This window comes from Paenibacillus sp. y28 (assembly GCF_037137075.1).
Lineage (GTDB): Bacteria > Bacillota > Bacilli > Paenibacillales > NBRC-103111 > JBBBNV01.
The window spans coordinates 12,020-37,732 of record NZ_JBBBNV010000034.1 but is presented as its reverse complement, the minus strand read 5'-3'; the positions used below and the strand labels follow the sequence as shown (position 1 = coordinate 37,732).

Sequence of the window (25,713 nt, the reverse complement as noted above, 5' to 3'; positions counted from 1 at the left end):
AGATAGGTTCGGGGTGGAAGCGCGGTAACGTGTGGAGCTGACGAATACTAATCGGTCGAGGGCTTATCCAAGATACATCAGCTAACCAAACATGGATGGATGGAACGTTTCGTATCTAGTTTTCAGGGAGGAATCCCTTGAGCAAGAAGCTGCATGCCTTGGATAAGGCTGGAGATTTTCTTGCAGCGTTTTCGAAGAGGGGACTCTTCGAAAAAAACAGGCTTCCGAAGCAGCTTTGCTTCATAAAGCTTGCAGGTTTGGTGATGATGGCGGAAGGGAACCACGCGTACCCATCCCGAACACGACCGTTAAGCCTTCCAGCGCCGATGGTACTTGGACCGCAGGGTCCCGGGAGAGTAGGACGTTGCCAAGCCGCAGAGCGCCGTGCTGACATTTGTCAGCACGGTGTTTTTGTTTATCGGATTCGTTTGGTTTACACCAAGGCTTCCGAATACCATTACCCCTTATGCCGCGGCATCCGGAGCGCTCGAATTGGTAACGATTAATTTATTGGTAGCCTTTGAAGCTCCCAGGCCTCTTTCGGAGGTTTTGGGAGCTTCTATGTTATTAGGCATGAAGAAGGTTACGTGATACTGAGCGAGATTCGTTAGGCAGATTACATGATCTTGAAGATGATACATCGGTTTGTATAAGAGTTAATAATCGTGATGACCTTCTGTCGCATCCAATGTCAGCGTCCGAACCTTCGCCTTTCATCCAGTCCCGGTTTGAAAGAGGCTTTCGCGCAGCAAGTAATCAGGTACTGGAGCTGTTATGGAAGACTCGTTCAGGAGCGTTGCAGGCTTTTGATTGATTGTTTATACGTGAACAGAAGCTGTCGAGCTGTTTTTACTCAAGCTGTCATGATTCGACGAAGCGAGCCAACTCAATAATGAAGCCCGGATGCGACTTTTAGATTGGAAAAGCGAACTTTTGTACTTATGCCTTTTGGTATTGTTCGTCTTTGAGGTTGACACCGATAGGAAGGGGCTGTTAAACTAAAAGTGTTATCGGAATCGCGCATGGCAGGTGTATTTTGTGGTATACTATGGCTATGTCGAACCCTGCGTCAAATTTTGGAATTTATATTAGGCAAGATATGTTCTCCGGGAAGGCGGCTTTATTGTATTTCCGCGGACTTTTCTCACTAGTATAGGGGTTATTTCGCTAACGCTTGCCTACAACATCGTCCTATATTAGCTAATAAACAGTCATCGTTCCTTACAAAAGAATGGCAGACTTGTTTACCTGGTCTACACTAAAGTAAACGGCTCCATCCGCTACAATCGGGTGGAAGGCCGTTTACTGCAGTTTTTGCACCAAATTTGAAGAAAATTATAAATTTTCTAACAATGGAAAAGAGGTAGAATGATGTCAGCTCGTGTTGGGGTTATCATGGGCAGCAAGTCTGACTGGGATACAATGAAGCATGCGTGCGACATTTTGGAGGAGCTCGGGATCGCTTACGAAAAACAGGTGGTTTCCGCCCATCGCACCCCCGATTTGATGTTTGAATATGCCGAGACGGCGATTGAACGTGGTATTGAGGTGATCATTGCCGGCGCCGGAGGAGCAGCACACTTGCCCGGGATGGTAGCGGCGAAAACCGTACTCCCGGTTATTGGCGTACCTGTCAAAACGTCCACTCTGAATGGACTGGATTCGCTTCTGTCCATTGTACAAATGCCCGGGGGCGTGCCTGTCGCGACCGTTGCTATTGGACATGCCGGAGCGACCAATGCCGGACTGCTGGCTGCGCAAATTGTGGGGACCCACGATAAAGCAGTGCAGGCGAAGCTGGCGGAACGCCGGGAGAAAACTAAAGCTGCCGTGCTGGAAACGAGCAATGAGCTATGCTGAGTGAGGCGAACGTGAACAAGACGATTTTGCCGGGAGCTACGATTGGTGTGCTTGGAGGAGGCCAACTGGGAAGAATGCTGGCACAAGCCGGAAGCTGCATGGGCTATCGGTTTGTAACGCTGGACCCGACACCTGACGCTCCATGCGGGCAGGTTGCGGCGAAGCAAATTGTAGCTGCATATCATGATGCGGACGCAGCGAGAGAGCTGGCTAATTTGGCGGATGTTATCACGTATGAGTTCGAAAATGTGGATGCCGGAGTAGCGGAGATGCTGATGAAGGAATCGTATGTTCCGCAAGGCAGCCAGCTTCTATATACTACACAGCATCGGCTTCGCGAGAAAAGAGCGATTGAGGCGGCGGGCGTACGTGTCGCCCCTTATGAGCAAATCGAGAGCGCGGGCCAGCTTCGGGCTGCGGTAGAACGTTTCGGTACGCCTTGTGTATTGAAGACAGCTACCGGAGGCTACGACGGCAAAGGCCAGTGGGTCATCCGTTCCATTGAAGAGACGGATGAGGCGTTCGCCACACTCAGCCAAGCAAAAACCGAGCTGGTGCTGGAGCAATTCATTCATTTTGACAAAGAAATTTCAGTCATAGCGGCTCGCAGTCCCAAGGGGGAAGTGAAGGCTTTCCCAGCGGCAGAAAATGTGCATGTGAATAATATTTTGCATTTATCCATCGTTCCTGCGCGCGTTCCGGCTGATGTCCTGGCCAAAGCGGAGCAGCTTGCGGTACAAATTGCGGAAGGTCTAGGCGTTGTCGGACTTATAGCAGTGGAGATGTTCCTGACGAAGGAAGGCGAACTGTTCGTCAATGAGCTGGCGCCGCGGCCTCACAATTCAGGTCATTACACCATGGAGGCTTGCCAAACCTCGCAATTCGAGCAGCATGTCCGGGCGATTTGCAATTTGCCGCTCGGTCCGACCGCGCTGATGACACCGGTAGTTATGGTTAATTTGCTCGGCGAGCATGTGGACCCGGCGGTGCAGTATATCGCGCAGGAACAGCAGAAGGACCATCCCGATGTTACGGTCAAGCTGCATTTGTACGGCAAGCAGGAAGCCAAAAAGGGGCGTAAGATGGGGCACCTGAACCTGCTTGCCGGGAATGTGGAAAAAGCGCTGGCCTGGGTTGAACAGTCCGATATCTGGAAACAGTAAGAATAGACAGAGCAGAGCACATCAAGTGTATGAATAACATATCACATCTAGTTAACGGAGGTAATGGGAGAGATGATCGAGCGTTACACCCGCCCGGAAATGGCGGCCATTTGGACGGAAGAGAATAAATTCAAGGCGTATCTGGAAGTGGAAATTTTGTCCTGTGAAGCATGGTCGGAGCTGGGCGTAATTCCAAAGGAAGACGTCAAGGCGCTGCGCGACAAGGCCAGCTTCAACATTGATCGGATTTATGAAATTGAACAAGAAACCCGTCATGATGTAATTGCCTTTACACGCGCTGTGTCCGAGACGCTTGGACCGGAGCGCAAGTGGGTTCATTACGGTTTGACCTCTACAGACGTCGTGGATACGGCGATGGGCTACTTGCTCCTGCAGGCAAATGAAATTTTAAATAAAGATATTGTTAATTTCATTGATATTTTACGCGAGAAAGCAATTCAGTATAAGGATACCCCGATGATGGGCCGTACCCATGGCGTACACGCGGAGCCGACAACCTTCGGTCTGAAAATGGCGCTGTGGTATGAAGAAATGAAACGTAACCTGGATCGTTTCCGTCATGCTGCCGATGGCGTACAATACGGCAAAATCTCCGGTGCTGTCGGCACCTATGCAAACATCGACCCGTTTGTAGAAGAGTATGTGTGCACGAAGCTGGGGACGAAGGCCGCTCCAATCTCGACCCAAACGCTCCAGCGCGACCGACACGCGGAATACATGGCGACACTGGCGCTAATCGCTACATCGCTTGACAAATTTGCGACCGAAATCCGCGCGCTGCAAAAAAGCGAATTCCGTGAAGTTGAGGAGCCGTTCGCAAAAGGTCAAAAAGGGTCCTCGGCCATGCCGCATAAGCGCAATCCAATCGGCTGCGAAAATATTTCCGGCCTGGCCCGCGTAATCCGCGGCCACATGCTTTCCGCTTATGAGAACGTTCCGCTCTGGCATGAACGCGACATCTCGCACTCTTCGGTAGAACGTATTATTTTGCCGGATGCTACAATGCTGCTGAACTACATGCTGAACCGTCTGGGCAACATTATCAAAAACTTGACTGTGTTTCCGGAAAACATGAAGCGCAACATGATGAGCACCTATGGCGTGCCGTTCTCCGGCCGCGTGATGACGAAGCTGATTGACAAAGGCTTCAGCCGTGAGCAAGCATACGATACCGTACAGCCGCGAGCGATGCAGGCTTGGGAAGAGCAGCGCTCGTTCCGTGAAATCATCGAGAGCGAGCCATCCATCACTAGCCAGCTCAGTTCAGATGAAATTGCGGATGCCTTCAATCCGTCCTGGCACCTTAAGCACGTGGATACCATCTTTAAGAAGCTCGGTCTTTCTTAATTAATATAGTAAAAACCATCGTGACCGAAAGGTTACTGCCGTGAATGAAATCGGGCAGGTTCTGAGAGCTGGTTTCCCGCAGTCCCGGCAAGTGAAACGGTTCGTTAATTGGTATAACGGTTTCACCCGGGTTCTTCTCAACAATGGCTGAAGGGGACCTTGGAGTAACCGCAGGCAATCCGCAATAAGGATTTCTCTGACCAATGGCGGCCGCGGATTGCTCGGCTCTCAGGCGGCACCTGGATTTTAGCGCAAGGCGATACGATATGAAGGAGGCACTCCTCTTGAGCACAGCAATCTCCAGTGCGGAAAGCTACATTAAAGCCCCGCTGCTGTACAAAGGCAAGGTCCGGGAGTTGTATGACCTGGGCGAGCATTTTCTAATTGCGGTTACGGATCGCATCTCTGCATTTGACTGGGTGCTTGATCCCGCGGTGCCGGATAAGGGCAATGTCCTGAATCTGCTCAGCAAGTTTTGGTTCGAGCAGACTGCGGCGATTCAAACGAACCATGTCGTACACGCCGATGTAGAAAAGCTGGGCGATTTGGTCACTGACCCGGCTGTCCTGAAGGATCGGATCATGGTAACGAAAAAAGCCCAGCGCATCGACATTGAGTGTGTTGTCCGCGGGTACATTACCGGCGGCGGCTGGCGTCAATACCAGCAAACCGGCGAGATTAACGGCATCAAGCTTCCGGAAGGCCTACGCAAAAACGAGAAGTTTGCGCAGCCGATTTTCACTCCGGCCGCCAAAAACGACGTCGGTCATGACGAGGACATTCCGTTCGAGAAGATGCAGGAGCTTGTCGGTGCGGATATTGCCGATCAGCTTCGGGAGAAAAGCATCCGGCTGTACGAGTTCGCGCATGCGTTTTGCGCGGAGCGCGGTATTATTTTGGCGGATACGAAGTTTGAATTCGGTCTGATTGACGGGGAAATTATTTTGATTGACGAAATTTTCACCCCCGATTCCTCCCGTTACTGGGCGAAGGAAAACTATGCCTTGGACATTGAGATTGACAGCATGGACAAGGAACCGGTACGTACGTACCTGTCGGGAACGGACTGGGATAAGAACAGCAAGCCTGATCCGCTGCCGGCTGATGTGGTTGAGGAAACCAGCCGCCGCTACCGTGAAATTTATAACCGGCTGGCGAAATGAAATCGTCTCACTAATTCGAATGGCCTTGAGCTGTAAGCAGCCGGTTTGATGGTCTTCATCCTAATTTTATACATGTTTTCTTTAACCGGACCTTTAGGGCCCGCTCGCTTTACCGTTCCGAGTGTTCACTTGGCCGGCATGATTATCGTTTACTCAGCAAGCTCCCGCTTGCAGGAATATATAACATTTTCCCACACTTAGGAGGAATTCGTTCTCATGAAAGCAACCGTCTATGTCACCATCAAGCAAAACGTGCTCGACCCTCAAGGCGTCGCGGTGCAAGGAGCCCTTCATTCCATGGGCTTTGATGAAGTCGGCAAAGTGCGCATCGGTAAATATTTGGAGCTTGAGCTCGACACAAACGATCGCAGCGAAGCGGAAGCACGCATCAAAGCAATGTGCGAGAAGCTGCTTGCGAACACGGTTATCGAAGACTACCGGTTTGAACTGGCCTAATATGGGCGACTAGAGGAGGGGCTGTCATGAATTTTGCGGTACTGGTGTTTCCAGGCTCCAACTGTGACCTGGACTGTTATAAGGCGGTTGAAGAAACCATCGGCCAACCGGTTGATTACGTATGGCATACGGCAACCGATTTGTCCAAATACGATGCGATTATTGTGCCGGGCGGATTCTCTTACGGCGACTACCTGCGCTGCGGGGCGATTGCCCGTTTTGCGCCGGTTATGAATGAGGTTGTAAAAGCGGCGGAGCAAGGCAAGTTCATTCTTGGCATTTGCAACGGGTTCCAGATTTTGCTGGAATCGGGTCTGCTGCCCGGAGCTATGCTTCGGAACACATCTTTGAAATTCCGCTGCCATGCGTCCCTGCTTCGTGTGGAGAATAACGCAACCGCGTTCACCAAGGACTATGCGGCGGGAGAGGTTATTAATATTCCAATCGCGCACGGAGAAGGCAACTACTACTGCGACGACGAGACGCTTGCCCAATTGAAAGCGAATAATCAGATCGTGTTCCGCTATGCGGTGGAGAACCCGAACGGCTCGGTAGACGATATTGCCGGCATTTGCAATGAGAAGGGCAACGTGCTTGGCATGATGCCGCATCCGGAGCGCGCCATTCATGAGCTGCTCGGATCGGAAGACGGGAAGCGGATGTTTACATCGATTTTGAACACTTGGAGGGAGAAACATGGCGCAGCAGCTAACGTCTAAGGAGCCTAACGCTCAGCAAATTGAAGAACAAAAATTGTACAAGCAGATGGGCGTGACAGATGAGGAGTACGGCCTCATTTGCGGTTTTCTGGGGCGCAAGCCGAACTACGTCGAAATCGGCGTGTTCAGCGTTATGTGGTCGGAGCACTGCTCCTACAAAAACTCCAAACCGGTTCTGAAGAAATTCCCGATTAGCGGTCCAAAGGTCCTGATGGGTCCCGGGGAAGGCGCGGGTATTGTAGACATCGGCGACAATCAGGCCGTCGTGTTCAAAATTGAGAGTCATAACCATCCGTCGGCCATCGAGCCTTTCCAAGGCGCGGCTACGGGTGTAGGCGGCATTATCCGCGATATTTTCTCCATGGGCGCGCGCCCGGTTGCACTGCTGAACAGCCTGCGCTTCGGCCGTCTGGACAATGATCGCGTTAAATATTTGTTTGAGCATGTAGTATCCGGTATCGCCGGGTACGGCAACTGCATCGGGATTCCGACGGTGGGCGGCGAAGTGGCGTTTGACGAGAGCTACGAAGGCAATCCGCTTGTCAACGCAATGTGCGTAGGGATTATCGATCACCATATGATTCAAAAAGGTGTTGCCAAAGGCGTAGGCAACCCGGTGTTCTATGTTGGCCCTGCTACGGGACGCGACGGTATCCACGGCGCGACCTTCGCCTCGGAGGAGCTGACAGCGGAATCCGAAGCGAAGCGCCCGGCTGTACAGGTCGGCGATCCGTTTATGGAGAAGCTCGTGCTTGAGGCGTGCCTGGAGCTTATCGATTCCGGCATTGTGCTCGGGATTCAAGATATGGGCGCAGCAGGCCTAACCTGCTCCAGTGCGGAAATGGCGAGCAAGGCGGGCAACGGGATGATCCTGTATCTGGACCGTGTGCCGCAGCGTGAAGAAGGCATGACAGCTTACGAAATGATGCTGTCTGAGTCCCAAGAGCGGATGCTGTTCGTTACAGAGCCGAAGGATGAGGCACAGGCAAAAGCGATTTTTGAACGTTGGGGTCTGCACTGCGTCAATGTAGGTACTGTAACCGATGACGGCCGTCTGAAGCTCGTTCATCACGGCGAGATCGTTGCCGATATGCCGGTAGGCGCGCTGGTTGACGAGTGTCCGGTTTATAATAAGCCGTCGAAGGTTCCAGCTTATTATGAGGAATTCGCGAAGGTTGATACATCTGCTTATCCGGAAGTTACGGATCTCAATGATGCCCTGGAGAAGGTTATTGGTTCTCCAACGGTGGCAAGCAAGGAATGGGTTTACAACCAATACGACTATATGGTTCGCACAAGCACAGTTGTTCAGCCGGGTTCTGACGCAGCTGTAGTCCAAGTGCCTGGAACCCGCAAGGCGCTGGCGATGACTACGGATTGCAACGGGCGATTCGTGTATCTGGATCCTGAAGTGGGCGGCAAAATCGCAGTAGCGGAAGCAGCGCGCAACATCGTTTGCTCCGGTGCAGAGCCGCTGGCGATTACAGATAACCTGAACTACGGCAGCCCGGAGAAGCCGGAAATTTTCTGGCAGCTGGAGAAATCCACGGACGGTATGGCAGAAGCTTGCCGTGAGCTCAGCACGCCGGTTATCGGCGGAAACGTCAGCTTGTATAACGAGAATGCCAAGGGCGCTATTTACCCGACACCGGTTATCGGTATGGTCGGCTTGGTGCACGACGTGGATCACATTACTACCCAAGGCTTCAAGGCTGAGGGCGACTCCATTGTTCTGCTTGGCGAAACCTTTGCGGAGCTGGGCGGCGGCGAATTCCAGAAGGTCGTTCACGGCGTTGTCGAAGGGCGTCCGCCGCAAATCGATTTGGCTGTAGAGAAAAAGCTTCTGAACGCGCTGCTGTCCGCTATTCAAGGCGGGCTCGTTGCTTCCGCGCATGACGTTTCCGACGGCGGTCTGGCTTTGGCGCTGGCCGAGTCCAGCATCAGCGGCGGTCTTGGGGCCGAAGTTGCGATCGAAACCGCACTTCGCGCAGACCATGCGCTGTTCAGTGAAAGCCAGTCGCGGATTCTGCTCAGCGTGAAGCCGGACAAGCAAGCCGCTCTGCTGAAGCATTTCGCAGATCATGGAGTGCCTGCTGCGGTTATCGGTACGGTTAAAGGAACGGAATTGAACATCACCGTGAACGCTAAATCTGTCATCCAGAAACAAGTCAAACAGCTAGAAAAGGTTTGGAAGGATGCGATTCCATGCTTGATGAACTGAAATCATCTGCAGGTCGGCTGGTAACGCCTAAGCTGTGGACAGGCGATTATTATAATGAAGGCATCAATCATGAAAATATGTTCGACAAGGTGAAGGAGGAGTGTGGAGTCTTCGGGGTGTATGGTCACCCCGAGGCTTCTTCGCTTTCTTATTACGGCCTTCACGCACTCCAGCACCGGGGTCAGGAGAGCTGCGGCATCGCTACGATGGGCGGCGCCAACGGCTTCCGTTATCACCGGGGCATGGGGCTGGTAAAGGAAGTGTTCGACAATACGCTGCTGCAATCGCTCGATGGCCCGCGTTCGATTGGACACGTTCGCTATTCGACAGCCGGAGAAAGCAAGCTTGCGAATGCGCAGCCGCTTGTGTTTAAGTACCGGGAAGGCGACCTGGCGGTGGCAACGAACGGGAACCTCGTGAACGCGAACGAGATTCGGCGCAATCTGGAGCGGCAGGGATCGATTTTCCAAACATCAAGCGATACGGAGGTTATTGCCCACCTGATCGCCCGTTCCAAGCATGACGACATTGTGCTGGCGGTGAAGGAAGCGCTGCTGCAGGTGAGCGGAGCGTACGCGTTCCTGTTTATGACGAAGGATAAGCTGATTGCCGCGCGGGACCCTTACGGCTTGCGTCCATTTGTTATGGGGCGTCTGGGCACTTCGTACTTGTTCGCCTCGGAGACCTGTGCGTTCGATGCCGTAGGCGGCACGTACGTACGCGATGTATTGCCGGGTGAGCTTATCGTTATCGATACAGCAGGCGGGTACCGGGAAGACCGGTTTGCGCCGATGATGCGCCGGGCTGTTTGCGCGATGGAGTACATCTACTTCTCCCGCCCTGACAGTGATGTGGATGAGGTCAACATTCATACGGCTCGCAAAAACATGGGCCGTCAGCTGGCACGTGAGGCATTTGTCGATGCCGATGTCGTCACCGGGGTGCCGGATTCAAGTATTTCGGCGGCAATTGGCTTTGCTGAACAAACTGGTATTCCGTATGAGCTGGGTCTTATCAAGAACCGATATACCGGCCGGACGTTTATCCAACCTAGCCAGGAGCTGCGCGAGCAGGGCGTGAAGATGAAGCTTAGCGCGGTGCGCCGGGTTGTGGAGGGCAAACGGGTGGTCATGATTGACGACTCGATCGTGCGGGGCACAACCTCGCTGCGGATTGTCAATCTGCTGCGGGAAGCAGGGGCGACGGAGGTTCATGTGCGCATCAGCTCGCCGCCGTTCAAAAACCCATGCTTCTACGGTATCGATACGCCGACTCGTGAGGATTTGATTGCGGCGGTGAAAACCATCGAAGAAATTCGTATGGCGATTAACGCTGATTCCCTGCATTTCCTGAGCCATGAAGGCTTGCTGGATTCTATCGGCGGCCCCGCAGGAATTCCGAACCGGGGCTACTGCACAGCCTGCTTCGATAACAATTACCCGACACCGGTCTATGACGAGAAGGAAAATGTCGGCTGCGCTTGCGATTAAGCGCAAACCGAGCTGCGTAGAGCGGCAGAATCACTGCATCATCGCCATTATCGAGGTTATCGCTCCCTTTTTGTGAAAGAGCTGCTCTCATACCGGGGATGCGACAGAAAGTCATGACGGTTTTAAGCAGCAAAGCCCTGCGAGCAGGCCGAATGTGTGGAGCAAGATTTGCCGAAGGCGACGTGAAGCGGGGGATGCTGGCCCTTTGTGCCAGAAGCCTGTTGGCGCTTCGAGGCTGATGCAGAAATCAGCCCGCAGGACGGCAGCAATAGGAAGATGCCTTGGCCCGCAGTTGAGTATGACCTGTAGACGGACACGTTTTCGGAGGAAAACGGCAGGCCGTTTCTATCACCCTGAAGGAGTGGAAATCATTGTCGGATGCATATAAAAAAGCTGGAGTCGATATCGCGGCAGGTAACGAAGCGGTCGAACGGATGAAAAAGCACGTGAAGCAGACGTACCGTCCGGAGGTACTGACAGAGCTTGGAGGCTTTGGGGCGCTGTTTGGCTTGAACAAAGACAAGTACGAAGAGCCGGTTCTTGTTTCGGGAACGGACGGCGTCGGTACGAAGCTGAAAATCGCTTTTGCTATGGATAAGCACGATACGATCGGAATCGATGCTGTCGCCATGTGCGTGAATGACATTGTAGTGCAGGGCGCTGAGCCGCTCTTTTTCCTGGATTATTTGGCCTGTGACAAAGTCATTCCGGAGAAAATCGAGGCTATCGTAAAAGGGATTTCGGACGGCTGCGTGCAATCCGGCTGCGCTTTGATTGGCGGGGAAACCGCGGAAATGCCGGGCATGTATAGTGAAGGCGAATACGATATCGCCGGCTTCTCGGTTGGTATCGTCGACAAGAAGAAAATGATCGACGGCAAGTCGATCGCTCCTGGCGATATCGTGCTGGGCTTCGCTTCCAGCGGTGTGCACAGCAATGGCTTCTCCCTGGTACGCCGTCTGCTGCTGGAAGAAAAGGGCTACAAGCTTCATGATGAAGTGGCCGAGCTTGGCGGACGTCTGGGCGACGTGCTGCTGGCGCCAACCAAAATTTACGTCAAATCGATTCTGGCGCTGCTGGAAAAGGTGAATGTAAAAGGTCTTGCACATATTACAGGCGGCGGCTTCATTGAAAATATTCCGCGTGTGCTGCCTGCAAATGTCAATGTTCATATCGAGGGCGGGAGCTGGCCGGTATTGCCAATCTTCAAGCTGATGCAGCGCGAAGGGGCGGTAAGCGGGCGTGATATGTTCCGTACCTTCAACATGGGAATCGGGATGGTTCTGATCGTCCCTGCCGACCAGGCTGAAGAAGCCATGATGATCGCCAGCGAGCTGGGCGAGAGCGTATACCGTATCGGTGAAGTGACGGCCGGAGAGCAAGTTGTAACATTCAGTGGAGTGGAACTCGAATGAGTACGCTCCGTATTGCAGTATTCGCTTCGGGCAGCGGTTCGAACTTCCAGGCCCTGACGGATGCTGTACAAGAGGGTAAGCTCGATGCACGCATCGAGCTTCTCGTTTGTGATAGACCTCAAGCAAGGGTGGTTTCCCGCGCGGAAGCGGCGGGCATCCCGGTGCTGGCGTTCCGGCCGAAGGATTATGCGGACAAAGGCGGCAAGGCTGCATACGAGCAGGAGATTGTCGCTCAGCTGCAATCCGCCGGTGTTGAGCTGGTGGTGCTGGCCGGCTATATGCGTATTGTCGGAGAGACGCTGCTGGACGCTTACCGGGATCGCATCATTAATTTGCATCCGTCGCTGCTCCCGTCTTTTCCCGGACTGGATGCTATCGGGCAGGCGCTTGCTCATGGCGTGAAGGTGACGGGAATCACTGTGCATGTGGTGGACGGAGGCATGGATACAGGGCCGATTATCGCTCAGCGTGCAGTGGAGGTTCTGGAATCCGACGATGCGGAAGCCTTGGCAGCGCGTATTCATCAGGCGGAGCATGAGCTGCTGCCTCAAGCGGTACAGCTGTTCTGCGAGAAGCGGGTACAGGTCGATGGGCGCCGTGTCATAATTGACAAATAGACGAGATTCGGGGGCTGAACGCCCCTCTATTTTACATAACGATATCAAGGAGGCCAACGAAGTGGCAATCAAACGTGCGTTAATCAGCGTATCCGATAAAACAGGCATTGTCGAATTTGCTCGCGAGCTGTCGAAGCTGGGCGTGGAGATTATTTCGACGGGGGGCACTCACAGCCTGCTGCAGCAAAACGAAATCCCGGTGGTCGGCATTTCGGAAGTAACCGGATTCCCGGAGATTCTGGATGGTCGTGTCAAAACGCTGCACCCGGTCGTACACAGCGGGTTGCTGGCGATTCGCGACAGCAAAGAGCACCAGGAGCAAATGGAGAAGCTGGGTCTTGGGTATATCGACATGGTTGTCGTTAACCTGTATCCGTTCGCGGCTACCATTGCGAAGCCGAATGTCAGCTATGAGGATGCCATTGAGAATATCGATATCGGCGGGCCGACGATGCTTCGTTCGGCAGCCAAAAATCATGCCTTCGTCACGGTCATCGTTGATGCTGCCGATTATGCCGGTGTGCTGGAAGAAATTCGTGCGGAAGGCGACACCACGTTTGAAACCCGCAAGCGCCTGACGGCCAAAGTGTTCCGTCACACGGCTTCCTATGATTCCTTAATTGCCGATTACATGAGCAAGCAGGTTGGCGACATTTATCCGGAGAAGCTGACCGTAACCTATGAGAAAATTCAGGAGCTTCGTTATGGCGAGAACCCGCACCAAAACGCCGCCGTATACCGCAAGCCGCTTGCTGCTGCCGGCAATATTACGACAGCTGAGCAGCTGCACGGCAAGGAGCTGTCCTATAACAATATCAATGACGCCAACGCCGCGCTGCAAATCGTGAAGGAATTCAGCGAGCCGGCGGTTGTGGCTGTAAAGCACATGAACCCTTGCGGCGTAGGTATTGGAAGCACGATTGACGAAGCGTATCAAAAAGCATACGAAGCGGACCCAACCTCCATCTTCGGCGGAATTGTAGTAGCTAACCGGACGATTGGCACCGCAACGGCGCAGCGTCTGAACGAAATCTTCCTCGAAATTGTCATCGCGCCGGATTTCACGGACGAGGCACTGGACATTCTCAAAAAGAAAAAGAACCTTCGTCTTCTGAAGCTGGGCGAAGAGGCTTTCGGCGCAGAGCGCAAAGCGGAGCCGCTTCTGACAACAGTAGAGGGCGGCGTTCTCGTTCAAGACAGCGATGTGCATCAAATTGCGGAAGCTGACTTGAAGGTGGTCACCGACCGTGCGCCAACCGCAGAAGAGCTGAAGCAGCTGCTGTTCGGCTGGAAGGTTGTCAAGCATGTTAAATCGAATGCAATTGTTCTGGCAAAGGATGATATGACAATCGGTGTGGGCGCAGGCCAAATGAACCGTGTCGGCGCAGCGCGTATTGCCATCGAGCAAGCCGGAGAGAAAAGCAAAGGCGGCGTACTGGCTTCCGATGCCTTCTTCCCGATGGGCGATACCTTGGAGCTTGCTGCACAAGCGGGCATCACAGCTGTCATTCAGCCTGGCGGCTCAATTAAAGACGAAGAATCGATTCAGGTTGCCAATGCGCACGGAATCGCCATGGTTATGACTGGCGTCCGTCACTTCAAACATTAAACGGGCCCAAGGAGGATGAAGCCGTGAAGATTTTAGTCATTGGAGGCGGCGGCCGGGAGCACGCTATTATTTGGTCGCTGAAAAAAAGCGCGTCTGTGAAGCAGGTATACTGCGCTCCGGGCAATGCCGGAATCGCTCAGCTGGCGGAATGTGTGCCGCTGCAGGTGAACCAATTTGAGGAGCTGAGCCAGTTCGCGCTGGATCATGCTGTTGATTTGGTCGTTGTCGGTCCGGACGATCCGCTTGCGGACGGAATCGTTGATCATTTTGAAGCCAAGGGCATTCCGACCTTCGGTCCGCGCAAAAATGCTGCGGAAATCGAAGGCAGCAAAGTGTTCATGAAGCATCTGCTCAAAAAATATAACATTCCGACGGCTGCCTATGAATCCTTCGACAGCTACGAGCCGGCTCTGGCCTATTTGCGCAAGCTGGGGGCTCCGATTGTAATTAAAGCAGACGGCCTGGCTGCCGGCAAAGGTGTTATCGTCGCGCGTGAGCTGGCGGAAGCCGAGCAGGCGCTGAAGGATATTATGCTGGATCAGGTTTTTGGTAAAGCGGGCAACCGTGTCGTGATTGAAGAATTTATGGAAGGGCAGGAAATGTCCATCCTGTCCTTTGTCGACGGCAATGTGGTGCGTCCGATGGTGCCCTCCCAGGATCATAAGCCGGTCTTTGACGGCGATAAAGGGCTGAATACCGGCGGCATGGGGACGTATTCGCCGGTGCCTCATATTCCGCAAGCGATCGTTGATGAAGCGATTGAAACCATTATTAAACCAACCGCTGAAGCGATGGTGAAGGAAGGCCGCCCGTTCCGAGGCATCCTGTTCGCAGGACTGATGATTACAAAGGATGGGCCGCGCACCGTAGAATTTAACGCACGGTTCGGCGATCCGGAAACCCAGGTCGTGCTGCCGCGGCTTAAAACGGATCTCGTCGATATTTTCCTCGCCACCATTAACGGGCGCTTGGACCAAATGGATATTCAATGGAGCGATGAGGCTGCTGTCTGCGTCATTATGGCTTCCGGCGGATATCCGGGCTCTTATCCGAAGGGTCTCCCGATCTCGGGACTGGATCAGATGCAGCAATCCGTTGTATTCCATGCCGGTACGGCTGAGAAGGACGGGGCGATTGTTACTGCCGGGGGCCGCGTGCTTGGCGTTACAGCGCTCGGCAAGGATATTGCGGAAGCTCGGGCAAAAGCATACGAGGATGTGGACCGGATTTATTTCGAAGGGAAGCATTACCGTACCGATATTGCCAAGAAGGCATTGGTGTAGTGGCAATTAGCGGCAAACGGCTCAAGGCTTCGGTCCCGACATTTCGGTTATTTTGAAGCAAGCTGGAGTGTATTGCTCTGATTTACCGATTACCCGGGAAATAATGACACGTTGGACCAAGAACATGAAAAAACCGCGTTGGCGCTGCCGAATGGCGCTAACGCGGTTTTCATATATCAGCATCCATATTGCCTTTACGTACAATCATCTGGCTTGCTCTAATTCAGGCTTATAAGCGGATAGTCCCCAGTTGTAAAAACAGCGGGGCGGTTATCTGGACAATTTGTCTTTGTTCCGATAAACAAACCAGACTGCGACGCAGCTTCCCACAAGTAAAACGACAGAGAGCCAATCCTCCCTAAGCCAGTCTAACAGCCTCATCAAGGGCCGCCGTCCCTTCCGTTATTGGTGATAAGCTGAACGATAGTTCCAGCAAGGGGCCCTGTGTGACCGGATGTTCCAATCCGCCGTTTCCAGATTCGTTGATTACATTCATAGGGTAGAAACCGGAAAAAAAGGCGAACGCCTCGTACCTTCAGACAGGACACACGCTGTCCAACCTTGCTGAGCAAGTTTTTCGTTCCACTTCTATATAAGCATAGAATGCCCAGATCGTCCATGTTCTATCCGGTCCGTACTATCGAAAGCAGCAGCTTCTCTTGCAAGGGTGAATGGATAAGTATTGTAAAATGCGTTCGCCTGCCCTCTTGCAGGAAAACGCCGCACACCATGCACAGGAGTTATGTCCATTGCGGTGAAGGGAACACTCAGCGCGGTCAAGAGCCAAGAACACAAGAACTCAAGAACACAAGAACCAAGAACACAAGAACACAAGAACACAAGAACTCAAGAACACAAGAACACAAGAACACAAGAACACAAGAACAACCCTGCCCCACATATCGCCAAGGCCCTTGTGTTCAATCGCATCCGCCAGAATGACCGATACGATATCCGGCGGGAAGATCCCCTACCGCACGGAATTGTGCTGTGTTTGTGTGTCGGAGGTGCAGTATCCGGCTTAAACTAAGGCCTAAGTGGCTGACCGCCGTCATGCAACGGCACACTATGCGCTGGGAGCCCCGCATTACGAAGCTATTCATTCTCACAGCTGCGGATAACGAGCAGCAGCCCGGAAGCAATGCGAATTCGTCCGACGTCCGATTCCAGCACATTACTGATGCCGAGGGACTGCCCGAGGGTCAGACTCGCATCTTGAAGCGGATACCGGAAGCCTTGCAGGGTAATGCCATGCACATCCAGACTAAGCGGAAGCAAAGAAACTGTGTTGAAGGCATCACCTGTTTCATTTCGTGTTATGACCAGCTCCTGCTCAACCAATTGCAAGATATTCATAGCATCTGCGATGCGGCAAGGGATTCCATGCGCCAGAGCCACCCGCAGCAGATGAACGTTGGCCAGGGTGTGATCGAAGCGGGTGCCCAGCACACCCAGCAAAATGATCTCTGACGGCTGCTGTCCGATAGCCCAGCGCAGCGCAAGCTCCGTATCAGTCCAATCCTTATGTATGGGGTCCCAGGTCTGGATGTCCAGGCTTGCCGCTTTGATTTTGTTTAGCTGCTCCGGGATGACGGAATCGAAATCACCCAGCGACATATGCGGCCGCCATCCATGCTCGACAAGAAACAAGGCCCCCCGATCGGCGCCTACCAGGATGTCCAGCTCCCGGATATAATCCAGCGCCCATGTTCCCAGTGTGCCTCCGGAAAAAATTAAGATTCGTTTGGTTGTCATTCGTCGTTCCTTCCTCATCTTCAAGCTTATTGCCCCACAGTATAGCATAGTTTCTACCTGCAGGGGCAGAAGAACAATAGCCCATGAGCAAGCATTCATGCGGCCGGTGACCGTCATCATGCAGTGCTGCAATGTGCGGCCGGGAGCTGTGTACAGTGCCAAAAGTATGGCAGAGATCGACGCGCGCGGCCCAGGCGCAGGCGCAGGCAAAGGAAAGACAAAGACAAAGACAAAGACAAAGACAAAGGCAAAGGCAAAGGCAAAGGCGCAGGCAAAGGCAAAGGCAAAGGCACAGGCCAAGGCGAAGGCCAAGGCAAAGACAAAGGCCAAGACAAAGGCAAAGACAAAGGCACAGGCCAAGGCACAGGCCAAGGCAAAGGCCCAAGGCCAAGGCGCAGGCAAAGGAAAGGCAAAAGCAAAGGCAAAAGCAAAGGCAAAAGCAAAGGCAAAAGCAAAGGCAAAAGCAAAGGCAAAAGCAAAGGCAAAAGCAAAGACAAAGACAAAGACAAAGACAAAGACAAAGACTTGCCCTTTTGTCGCTATGCCGGGACATCGCTCTGCAGGCGCGGAGGCTTTTCGAAGTGCGGGCACAGTTTCCGGCGTATGATCCCAGATCCAGACGTATATGAACCGCCCTCCGAGACGGGGCAACAACTTACGTGGTCGACCGACCGCCGTCATGCGGAACACCGCGCGCTGGGAGCTGCGCGCGTGCGGAACGCACGCCAGCTGCGCAGGCTTTTCCGCTTCTTTTTCCAATTCCAGGCTTGCATCGATAAGACCATGAACGAGTACCGGTTTAGGGGCATTTTGAAGCAGGATTGCCAAATTGGTTAATTATGTATATTATACAATATGGAAAGGTCTATTAACGATATGTACCCTTCATAGGGGAAACGGTTTACGTTGCGAAGCAAGGTTCGCCCTAAAAAATAACTTCAAGAAAATTCGACATTTTCTTAAACTTGGAACGAAGTTTGTCGATATAAGAAGGGGAGAGATAGATGGGAGGGACAGCAAGAATATGAAAAGGCAATGGAAGAAGGTTCCGGGGGCTGTAATAACTGGACTGAAGGGAGCTGTCAAACAATCGCCGAAAGAGTGGATCAGCGGTGGAATGACGGTCGGCAAGAAAATTTTTCTTTCTTTTATGGTAACCATTCTCTTGATGGCCATATTGGGAGGCGCAGGCTTTAGAAGTATTTCACAGATGCAGCATGAAACGGATGAGATTGCGGGCAATTGGTTAAGAGGCGTTGAAACCATCAACAAACTGAACTACATGACGGAGCATTTGCTGGCGATGCAGTGGAGCTTGCTGCTGGAGCCGGATGTTCTGATCAAAAACGAAATTATTCCTGAGGCCGGGAGAACCTTCTCTGATATTGAGGCAGCCTTTGCCGATTATGAAGGAACGATTCTTGACCGTGATGCAGCCGATAGGCAGCATTTCGAGAATCTGAAGGCCGAATGGAAGGTGTATAAGGACATTTATGTTGAATCCATCTCCATTGGGACCAGCATCAATATCGTGGACGGCGCGGGGATTTTTGCCCAACGCGTTAAAACCGTGATGGAGAAATCCAAGCAAAGCTATGCAAAAATGCAGGCCGAAATGGATAAACTGGTTGAGCTCAACCATAACGGCGCATTGGAAGCGGCAAAGAGAAGCTCCGAAGTACATACAAATGCAGTAATTAGCATGTCCATCGTGCTCGTATTGTCTATCGTGATTGCAATCGGTCTGTCGATTCTGATTACGAGCAATATTTCCGGGCCTGTACGCAAGGTGTCAGTAGCTTTGCAGCACATTGCTAGAGGAGACCTGACCCAAGAGAAGCTGGTGATTCGGAATAAAGACGAAATCGGCCAGCTGGTGGATTCACTGAACTCCATGTCGTTGACGCTGCGGGCAACCATGATGCAAATTCAGGAGGCCTCCGATGCAGTTGCCGCCTCTTCGGAAGAGCTGCTGGCCAGCTCCGAGGAGAATGCCAAGGTTACGGAGCACGTTACGAATTCGATTCAAGAGGTTGCCGTTGGTTCGGAGAATCAGGTGCAAAGCGCAGAAGAGACAAGCCGCGCCATGGAAGAAATGGCTGTCGGCGTTCAACGGATCGCAGAATCCACCTCCGAGGTGTCGGAGCTGTCCTTGCAAGCTTCCCGCCAGGCGGAGCAGGGGAATATGTCTGTTCATTCGGTGGTCACGGTGATGCAGTCCATCAATGGCGCGGTAGAACGGGCCGGACAGGACATGAAGGCGCTTGAGGCTCACTCCCGCAATATCGGGAATATCGTCAAGCTAATTGGAGATATTGCCCAGCAGACCGGACTGCTCGCGCTTAATGCCAATATTGAAGCAGCAAGAGCCGGCGAGCACGGACGAGGCTTTGCCGTTGTTGCGCAAGAGGTGCGTAAGCTGGCGGATCAATCGGCCGAGGCCGGGAAGCAGATTGCTGCAATTATTAAGCAGGTGCAAAACGATACCCTCCGTGCGGTAGAAACGATGGATGCCGGTGTAAGCGAGGTTCAAACCGGCATTCAGCGGGTAAGCAGCGTGGAAGAAGCGTTCAATAACATTGTGTTGGCCACGGAAGAAGTAAGTGCCCGCATCCAGGATGCCGCAGCCGCAGCTCAGCAAATGGCAGCCAGCTCCGAGCAGGTATCGGCGTCCATTCATGAGATGAGTGGCATTGCCAAGCAGGCATCTTCATCGGCGCAAAACGTTGCGGCCAGCTCGGAGGAGCAGCTTGCTTCCGTAGAAGAAATTGCATCCTCTGCGAATGCGCTGAGCGCCATTGCTCAGGATTTGAGCGATTTGGTCGGCAAGTTCAAGCTGTAGGATACGGTAGCACGCGGCTATAAGTAATCGGGCTGTCTCCCAAGGTTAATGCGAAGGTGACAGCACCGGATCGAACCAAGAGAAGCTCCCATAACCATCATTACGACACGCGCTCCCTTTTGACGGGGCGGTTCAATAGGATGGGGACGGGAGCTTCTTTGCTTTTGATATATTTTTGTTTTGCGCACTGTGCGCAACTCCTGTTAACGTGATGTGGCATCGCATGACGATAGTTAACCCCATCAATCTCATGCGGGAGGAGCATGTTAAACCAAAAAGAACCGTTTCTTTCGAATGGAAGTGGAACAACCCTAAGAAGAGACGGTTTTTTGTGCAATTAAACGTTTTTTTCATCGTTTGTGAAGGCGGCTTTCTACCGGCAATGCAGGTTGAAGACTATTCTCGTTTTACTGGTAAAGCCAGCGGGATAGAGCCGGCACACGCTGGCCTATTTATCTGTGTCGGAGGACTGCTGCAGAGCGGACTTCAAGGCATCCCCGAGGCTGGAGCCCAGAGATTCCTTGCCCGAATATTTTTGCAGCAGCTGTTGAGATTCCCGGCGGTTCACCTTGCCGCTGCGGCCGCTTTGGCTGTCGTCCAGCAGCTCGACGACATTGCAGCGTCGGCACTGGACGTACTTGCCGGCTTTGCCGTTATGCAGCTCCATCTTCTTATGGCACTGCGGGCAGCGGCGGTTAACGGTGACAGGCTCAGCGGACCGCTTATAGCTGCATTCACGGTTAATGCAGGCCAGCAGCTTGCCGCGTTTAGTCTTTACCTCCTGCAGCGGCTGGCTGCATTCCGGGCACTTGCTGTGAGTCAGGTTGTGCGGCTTGTATTCAGCGCTGCTTATGCGTACTTCCTGCACCAGCCGCTGTGCCTGCTGCCGAATGTCGGCCAGGAATGCATCCATGCTGCCTTGGCCCTTGGCAATGGCTTCTAGCTTTCGCTCCCAGGCGGCAGTCAAATCAGGCGAACGCAAATCGCCGCTGACCAATTCGATGAGCTGGCGGCCTTTGCCGGTCGGCTGCAAGCTGCGCCCCTGCCGTTCAATCGTATCCGTGGACAGCAGCTTCTCAATGATGTCGGCACGAGTGGCAGGCGTGCCGAGATTGTGTTTTTCCATTTGCGTCAGCAGGGTGGCTTCGGTATGTCGAGCCGGCGGTGACGTCTGCCGCTTCCGTTCGCTGCAGCGGGTAACGGTGATCGTCTGTCCTTGCGTGAGCGCAGGGAGCAGCTGCGGCGCCGGTTCATCACTTTGGGCGGACGCTTCATTCTCCTCGTCCTCCTCGTCTGTGGAGGTCCCGGTGAATGCTGAGGAGCCGTAGACGTCTTTCCAGCCGGCCTGCTTGATGACCCGGCCGCGTGCGGTGAAGGCTTCGCCTTGCACTTCAACAGTTACAGTCGTTTCTTCATATTGGTGTGCCGGATAAAACATAGCGATAAAACGGCGGGCGATGAGATCGAACAGCTTCCGTTCATCGGGGGACAAGGCCGCCAGGTTCACGTACTGTTCGGTCGGGATGATGGCATGGTGATCGGTAACCTTGCTGTCGTCCACGGCTTTGCCGGCTGAGGGCAGCGTGCTCCGCAGCAGCGGACGAGCAAGGGAAGCGTATACCGAGGTCCCGGCCAGGCTCTCCATCCGGCCCTTGAAGGTTGGAACCATATCCCGGGACAAGAAGCGGGAATCGGTGCGCGGGTATGTAACCAGCTTATGCTGCTCATACAGCTTCTGCAGCACCGAAGACGTTTGCTTGGCGCTGAAGCCGTAACGGCGGTTGGCGTCCCGCTGCAGCTCAGTCAGGTCGTAAGGCAGCGGCTGGGGCTCATGCCGGACTGTTTTTTTCAGCTGCGAGACCTTCCCTTCCTGCCCCTCTACCTTCCGCCGGATGGCTTCGGCCCGGGCAGGGTCCATAATCCGGTTGCCGCCACCGGCCGGATCGCGCCACATGGCCTGGAAGCCGGCTATTGACGCCTCTACAGTCCGGTACTCGACGGGGCGGAATTCCTTAATGGTCCGCTCCCGCTCGATTAGCATCGACAGTGTTGGCGTCTGGACACGGCCTGCGGCCAGAGACGTGCCGTATTTGCTGGTCAGCGCCCGGGTCAGGTTCAGCCCAATGAGCCAGTCCGCTTCCGCACGGCAAACAGCCGATTGATAGAGCGGCGTATAAGCTGAGCCTGGCTTCAGACGGGCGAAGCCGTCGCGAATTGCCTGATCGGTCTGTGATGATATCCAGAGCCGTTTGAACGGCTTTCTCCAGTTCACCAGCTCCATAATCCAGCGTGCTACCAGCTCGCCCTCCCGCCCGGCGTCTGTCGCGATAACCAGCTCGCCGAGGTCGCTGCGTTTGGCAAGCGCAGCAATGGCCTTAAACTGATGGGAGGTTTCGCGGATGACCTTCAGCCGCATTTTTTTCGGCATAATGGGCAGGTCCTCCAGCCGCCACGTTTTGTAGGCGGTATCGTAATCCTCAGGCTCCGCGAGCTCGACCAGGTGCCCGAGTGCCCAGGTTACAACATAGCGGGGCCCTTCGATATGCGATTTATGGGTTTCTTTGCAGCCGAGCACCCGGGCAATTTCTTTGCCGACGCTTGGTTTTTCTGCAAGAACTAACGTTTTCATTCTGCTCTCGACTCCCTCCAAAGCTGCGTGACGCATGGCTGTAGCTATGCGAATGCCAGTTTCACCATACCGTTTTTAACCAAACATTTCAAGCCTTTCACGCTGAAGCGGGCAAATCGGTTCCGGTTCGTGCTATCAGGCGGATGTGAGGCGAATGTGCCTGTTTTCTCACTGTACTGAGGGCAGGCTTCGTGTACAATATGTAGTGTAATCTGTGAAATAATGCCAAAGGGGGAGAATGCTTCAATGCAAAGAGAGAACCAAGCCTCTCCAGTCCTGCCGATGCGGGATGAGGAGAAGGCTCTATACCGGAAGCAAATCGTATGGCTGGGGCTGGCCCTGCTGTGCGGGCTAATCGGGGAGGGATTGTTTGCCGGGGACGGGAAGCTCGGCGTTTCGGTGCCTTTGTTTACCTTGGCCTGCTACGGCGTGTTTCTCTGGACACACCGTCCCCGGCTTCAGCTTCAGCTGAATATATCGATGCTGCTCAGCGGGACAGTGCTGCTGGTATCGTGCAGCTACGTGCTGCGGGATTTCAGTCTGTTCTACATCGTAAATTTGCTTGCCTTGCCGGCCTTGTTCGTCATTCATACGGTGTGGGTAACCGGGGATGGCAAAATCCCGTGGCACCATCCGCTTTTTCTGGGCAGAGTGGTGGAGTATGCTGTAGGCCGGACGTTGTTGTGCCTGCCAGTACCTGTCCGGGCTGCTTTGAAGGCCGGTCGCCGCAGGGTGGAGGGCGGCGATGGCAGTAACCGCACGCTGGTGAGGATCGGGCTTGGCCTGCTGCTGGCGCTGCCGCTGCTGCTGGTTGCCGGAGCATTATTATCTTCCGCAGATGATCTATTCCAGCGTGCTATGGGACGTATTCCGGAATGGCTGGAAGGGGTACCTGTTGGGGAAACAGCCGGCCGGGCTATCCGGGTAATCCTGTTTGGCCTGTTTCTGACGGCTTTCTTGTGGGGGCTGCGCGGAGAGCCTGTCGGCAAGCGTCCAGCTTCTCCATCAGGTCAAGCCGTGCCGGGAGCGGCAGTACCGGATCGGGACCCCGAAACGGAGTGGCGGCGACGTGAGGAGGAAAAGCCGATCCTGGATTCGCGGCCGCTACCGGAGCAAGGACGAGCAGAGGGTGCTGCCGATACGGATGCAGCTGGAGGCATGGAGGGGAAACCGGAGTCGACGGCAGTCGGTCAGGAAGATCAACCAAACGATCGCTCTCAGGAAGATAAGCTGCTGATCACCTCGCAGTTATCGGCGGAGCAAGGGCCGGCAGAGGGTGCTGAGAAAGCGGCTGTCAATGAAAGTGCGGGCAGTGCGGCGGGAGCAGAGGGGATTTCCCGTCAGGGAGAGCAGCAGGAGAGCAAGCCGCAGTCTCTGCCGGCAATCTCTGTCCAGCCGAATCCCAGAGCAATCGGGGCTTCGCCGAGTCCTTCTCGTGCCGCCGCGCTGATACATTTGGACCCCGTAGTAGCCACGACGTTTCTGACGGCCATGAATGCGATGTATGTGTTGTTTGCCGCCATTCAGTTGTCCTATTTGTTTGCAGGCGGGGACGGTCTGCTTCCGTCCAATATTACTTATGCTCAATATGCGCGTAAAGGCTTTTTTGAACTGGTCATGGTGACGATTTTGAATTTGGGCGTGCTGCTGCTATGCATCCGGCTGATCCCGCAGGGCGTTTCGAAGCTGCTGCGCGTTGTGCATGGGCTGCAGTCATTGCTTATCGGGTGCACCTTGGTCATGCTGGTATCCGCTTTTTACCGGCTGCTGATGTATGAATCGGCTTATGGCTTTACGGTGACAAGGGTGCTGGTGCATTCCTTTATGCTGTATTTGGCTGTTATTTTGCTGCTTGTATTGGTGCGAATTTGGCGCACCCGCAGCCCCCTGTGGAAGCAGCTGCTTGTTGTTTCCATCAGTGCTTACGCCATGATGAATTTGCTTAATATCGATGCCATCATCGTTCGTGAAAACGGCAAGCGCTATGACCAGACGGGTCGAATTGACCTGAACTACTTGTCTAGCTTGTCGGCGGATGGGATACCGGAGCTGCTTCAGCTGTATGACCGGCTGCCGGAAGGCACTAAGCAGGAGCTGGCCGAAAGGCTGCAATCCAAAAAGGTGATGTCCGGAGCGGACCACCGCTGGACCTCCTTCAGCTTCTCACGCCATATAGCCGAACGGGAACTCATCGAGCGGGGATTCTCCGGAGCGGGGCGGCAGTCTAAAGAACGTCTGGTGGAATAAGACTCGGGGCCTGGCTAGATTTTGGCTTCTAATAGATTCAAATAGATTCAAATAGATTCCAATAGATTCCAATAGATTCAAATAGATTCAACAGAATAACCAGATTCATAAGGATTAAAACAGAATCAACAGAATCAACAGAATCAACAGAATCAACAGAATCAACAGAATCAACAGAATCAACAGATTCAAACAAACGATACCGCAAGTAACGCACATAACCGCGGTTTCTTTTTGAAACGGCGGTTTATTTTTAGTTGATTGGCGATTAGAAGCCTCTCTTAAAGCCGTCATGACTTTCTGTCGCATTCCCGATATGAAGGCAGCCATTTCACAGAACATAAAGGCTTAGAGTCAGGCTTACCTAGAACCGGAGTGAAGCCAATCATCGCCAAAATCGCAGTGAAGCGGCATACTTTCAACAGGTGACTACGGCCGTAAGCAAGCATCCAAGCTGAGAGGGAGGGGATGCAAGGAAGACAATGCAGATAGATGTTCCACATACGAGAGCAGCTGGATTTTGCCAGAGTGGCAGGCGGGATATTGCAAGTCTGAATGAACATCGCGCTGCAGCCTGCTTCGGCGGATCTGAGGCCATGGTTTATGGATGGTAAAGCAGCAAGCGAACAAAGGGAAGCATGAAGCCAGTTCAAGCCGTAAAGTAGAGCCCGCACATCTAACAAAGCATGTGGCCGACCGACCGCCCTCATGCAGCGAAACACCGCGCGCTGGGAGCTGCGCGCGGTGCGGAACCGGATTTGTAGCACCAATCAGCGGGCAGTATAGCGTGATGACAGGCTCGTATAGACGGATAATCTTTGCCGAACGGCCTCCATACGCTTGATGAAAAGCCGGAAATCAAGAAGCTTCGCATAA

The 25,713-nt window shown here is 53.5% G+C and carries 17 protein-coding genes and 1 rRNA gene; 16 read left to right on the top strand and 2 right to left on the bottom strand.

The window, feature by feature from the left end; translation table 11 throughout:
* The first annotated feature begins 256 nt into the window (after positions 1 to 256).
* The 13 genes from rrf to purD all read left to right on the top strand — a co-directional run bounded on the left by rrf (position 257) and on the right by purD (position 15,364).
* A 5S ribosomal RNA gene (gene rrf, locus WBG83_RS19955) occupies positions 257 to 373 on the top strand.
* A 998-nt stretch (positions 374 to 1,371) separates the two neighbouring features.
* Positions 1,372 to 1,860, top strand: coding sequence for a 5-(carboxyamino)imidazole ribonucleotide mutase (purE, locus tag WBG83_RS19950; RefSeq protein ID WP_336747104.1), 489 nt, complete (start codon positions 1,372 to 1,374; stop codon positions 1,858 to 1,860).
* Positions 1,854 to 3,023: a 5-(carboxyamino)imidazole ribonucleotide synthase gene (purK, locus tag WBG83_RS19945; protein ID WP_336747103.1), complete on the top strand. Its 1,170-nt coding sequence runs from the start codon at positions 1,854 to 1,856 to the stop codon at positions 3,021 to 3,023. The genes purE and purK overlap by 7 nt, the downstream gene beginning before the upstream one ends.
* 72 nt (positions 3,024 to 3,095) lie before the next feature.
* Positions 3,096 to 4,391: an adenylosuccinate lyase gene (gene purB / locus WBG83_RS19940; protein WP_336747102.1), complete on the top strand. Its 1,296-nt coding sequence runs from the start codon at positions 3,096 to 3,098 to the stop codon at positions 4,389 to 4,391.
* Between the two features lie 266 nt (positions 4,392 to 4,657).
* Positions 4,658 to 5,554 carry a phosphoribosylaminoimidazolesuccinocarboxamide synthase gene (locus tag WBG83_RS19935; RefSeq protein WP_336747101.1) on the top strand — a complete coding sequence of 299 codons (897 nt, stop codon included), beginning with the start codon at positions 4,658 to 4,660 and terminating at the stop codon, positions 5,552 to 5,554.
* Between the two features lie 216 nt (positions 5,555 to 5,770).
* Positions 5,771 to 6,010, top strand: a complete 240-nt coding sequence (gene purS / locus WBG83_RS19930) for a phosphoribosylformylglycinamidine synthase subunit PurS (protein ID WP_336747100.1) — start codon at positions 5,771 to 5,773, stop codon at positions 6,008 to 6,010.
* Between the two features lie 26 nt (positions 6,011 to 6,036).
* Positions 6,037 to 6,729, top strand: coding sequence for a phosphoribosylformylglycinamidine synthase subunit PurQ (purQ, locus tag WBG83_RS19925; RefSeq protein WP_336747098.1), 693 nt, complete (start codon positions 6,037 to 6,039; stop codon positions 6,727 to 6,729).
* Positions 6,707 to 8,950 (top strand): phosphoribosylformylglycinamidine synthase subunit PurL, encoded by a 2,244-nt coding sequence (gene purL, locus WBG83_RS19920; RefSeq protein WP_336747097.1) that lies wholly within the window; start codon positions 6,707 to 6,709, stop codon positions 8,948 to 8,950. Before purQ ends, purL begins: the two co-directional genes overlap by 23 nt.
* Complete coding sequence (gene purF / locus WBG83_RS19915) at positions 8,935 to 10,440, top strand: amidophosphoribosyltransferase (RefSeq protein ID WP_336747096.1); 1,506 nt, start codon at positions 8,935 to 8,937, stop codon at positions 10,438 to 10,440. The genes purL and purF overlap by 16 nt, the downstream gene beginning before the upstream one ends.
* A 371-nt stretch (positions 10,441 to 10,811) precedes the next feature.
* Positions 10,812 to 11,855, top strand: coding sequence for a phosphoribosylformylglycinamidine cyclo-ligase (gene purM / locus WBG83_RS19910; RefSeq protein ID WP_336747095.1), 1,044 nt, complete (start codon positions 10,812 to 10,814; stop codon positions 11,853 to 11,855).
* A complete protein-coding gene (purN, locus tag WBG83_RS19905; protein ID WP_336747094.1) occupies positions 11,852 to 12,472 on the top strand; it encodes a phosphoribosylglycinamide formyltransferase in 621 nt (206 codons plus the stop codon). Before purM ends, purN begins: the two co-directional genes overlap by 4 nt.
* Positions 12,473 to 12,533: 61 nt before the next feature.
* Positions 12,534 to 14,081 (top strand): bifunctional phosphoribosylaminoimidazolecarboxamide formyltransferase/IMP cyclohydrolase, encoded by a 1,548-nt coding sequence (gene purH / locus WBG83_RS19900; protein WP_336747093.1) that lies wholly within the window; start codon positions 12,534 to 12,536, stop codon positions 14,079 to 14,081.
* A gap of 23 nt (positions 14,082 to 14,104) precedes the next feature.
* Positions 14,105 to 15,364, top strand: coding sequence for a phosphoribosylamine--glycine ligase (gene purD, locus WBG83_RS19895; RefSeq protein ID WP_336747092.1), 1,260 nt, complete (start codon positions 14,105 to 14,107; stop codon positions 15,362 to 15,364).
* A gap of 1,095 nt (positions 15,365 to 16,459) precedes the next feature.
* Here the strand turns inward: purD and WBG83_RS19890 are convergent.
* Positions 16,460 to 17,119 carry a thiamine diphosphokinase gene (locus WBG83_RS19890; RefSeq protein ID WP_336747091.1) on the bottom strand — a complete coding sequence of 220 codons (660 nt, stop codon included), beginning with the start codon at positions 17,117 to 17,119 and terminating at the stop codon, positions 16,460 to 16,462.
* Positions 17,120 to 17,285: 166 nt separating this feature from the next.
* Between WBG83_RS19890 and WBG83_RS19885 the strand changes: the two genes are divergently transcribed.
* Together WBG83_RS19885 and WBG83_RS19880 are read left to right on the top strand one after the other, a co-directional pair.
* Positions 17,286 to 17,726, top strand: a complete 441-nt coding sequence (locus WBG83_RS19885; RefSeq protein ID WP_336747090.1) for a hypothetical protein — start codon at positions 17,286 to 17,288, stop codon at positions 17,724 to 17,726.
* Between the two features lie 417 nt (positions 17,727 to 18,143).
* Complete coding sequence (locus tag WBG83_RS19880; protein ID WP_336747089.1) at positions 18,144 to 19,961, top strand: methyl-accepting chemotaxis protein; 1,818 nt, start codon at positions 18,144 to 18,146, stop codon at positions 19,959 to 19,961.
* A gap of 448 nt (positions 19,962 to 20,409) precedes the next feature.
* Here WBG83_RS19880 and WBG83_RS19875 read toward each other — a convergent pair whose 3' ends face one another.
* Positions 20,410 to 22,590 (bottom strand): DNA topoisomerase III, encoded by a 2,181-nt coding sequence (locus WBG83_RS19875; RefSeq protein WP_336747088.1) that lies wholly within the window; start codon positions 22,588 to 22,590, stop codon positions 20,410 to 20,412.
* A 246-nt stretch (positions 22,591 to 22,836) separates the two neighbouring features.
* On the opposite strand from WBG83_RS19875, the gene WBG83_RS19870 reads away from it, so the two are divergent.
* Positions 22,837 to 24,837, top strand: coding sequence for a DUF4153 domain-containing protein (locus WBG83_RS19870; protein ID WP_336747086.1), 2,001 nt, complete (start codon positions 22,837 to 22,839; stop codon positions 24,835 to 24,837).
* The last annotated feature ends 876 nt before the right edge of the window (positions 24,838 to 25,713 follow it).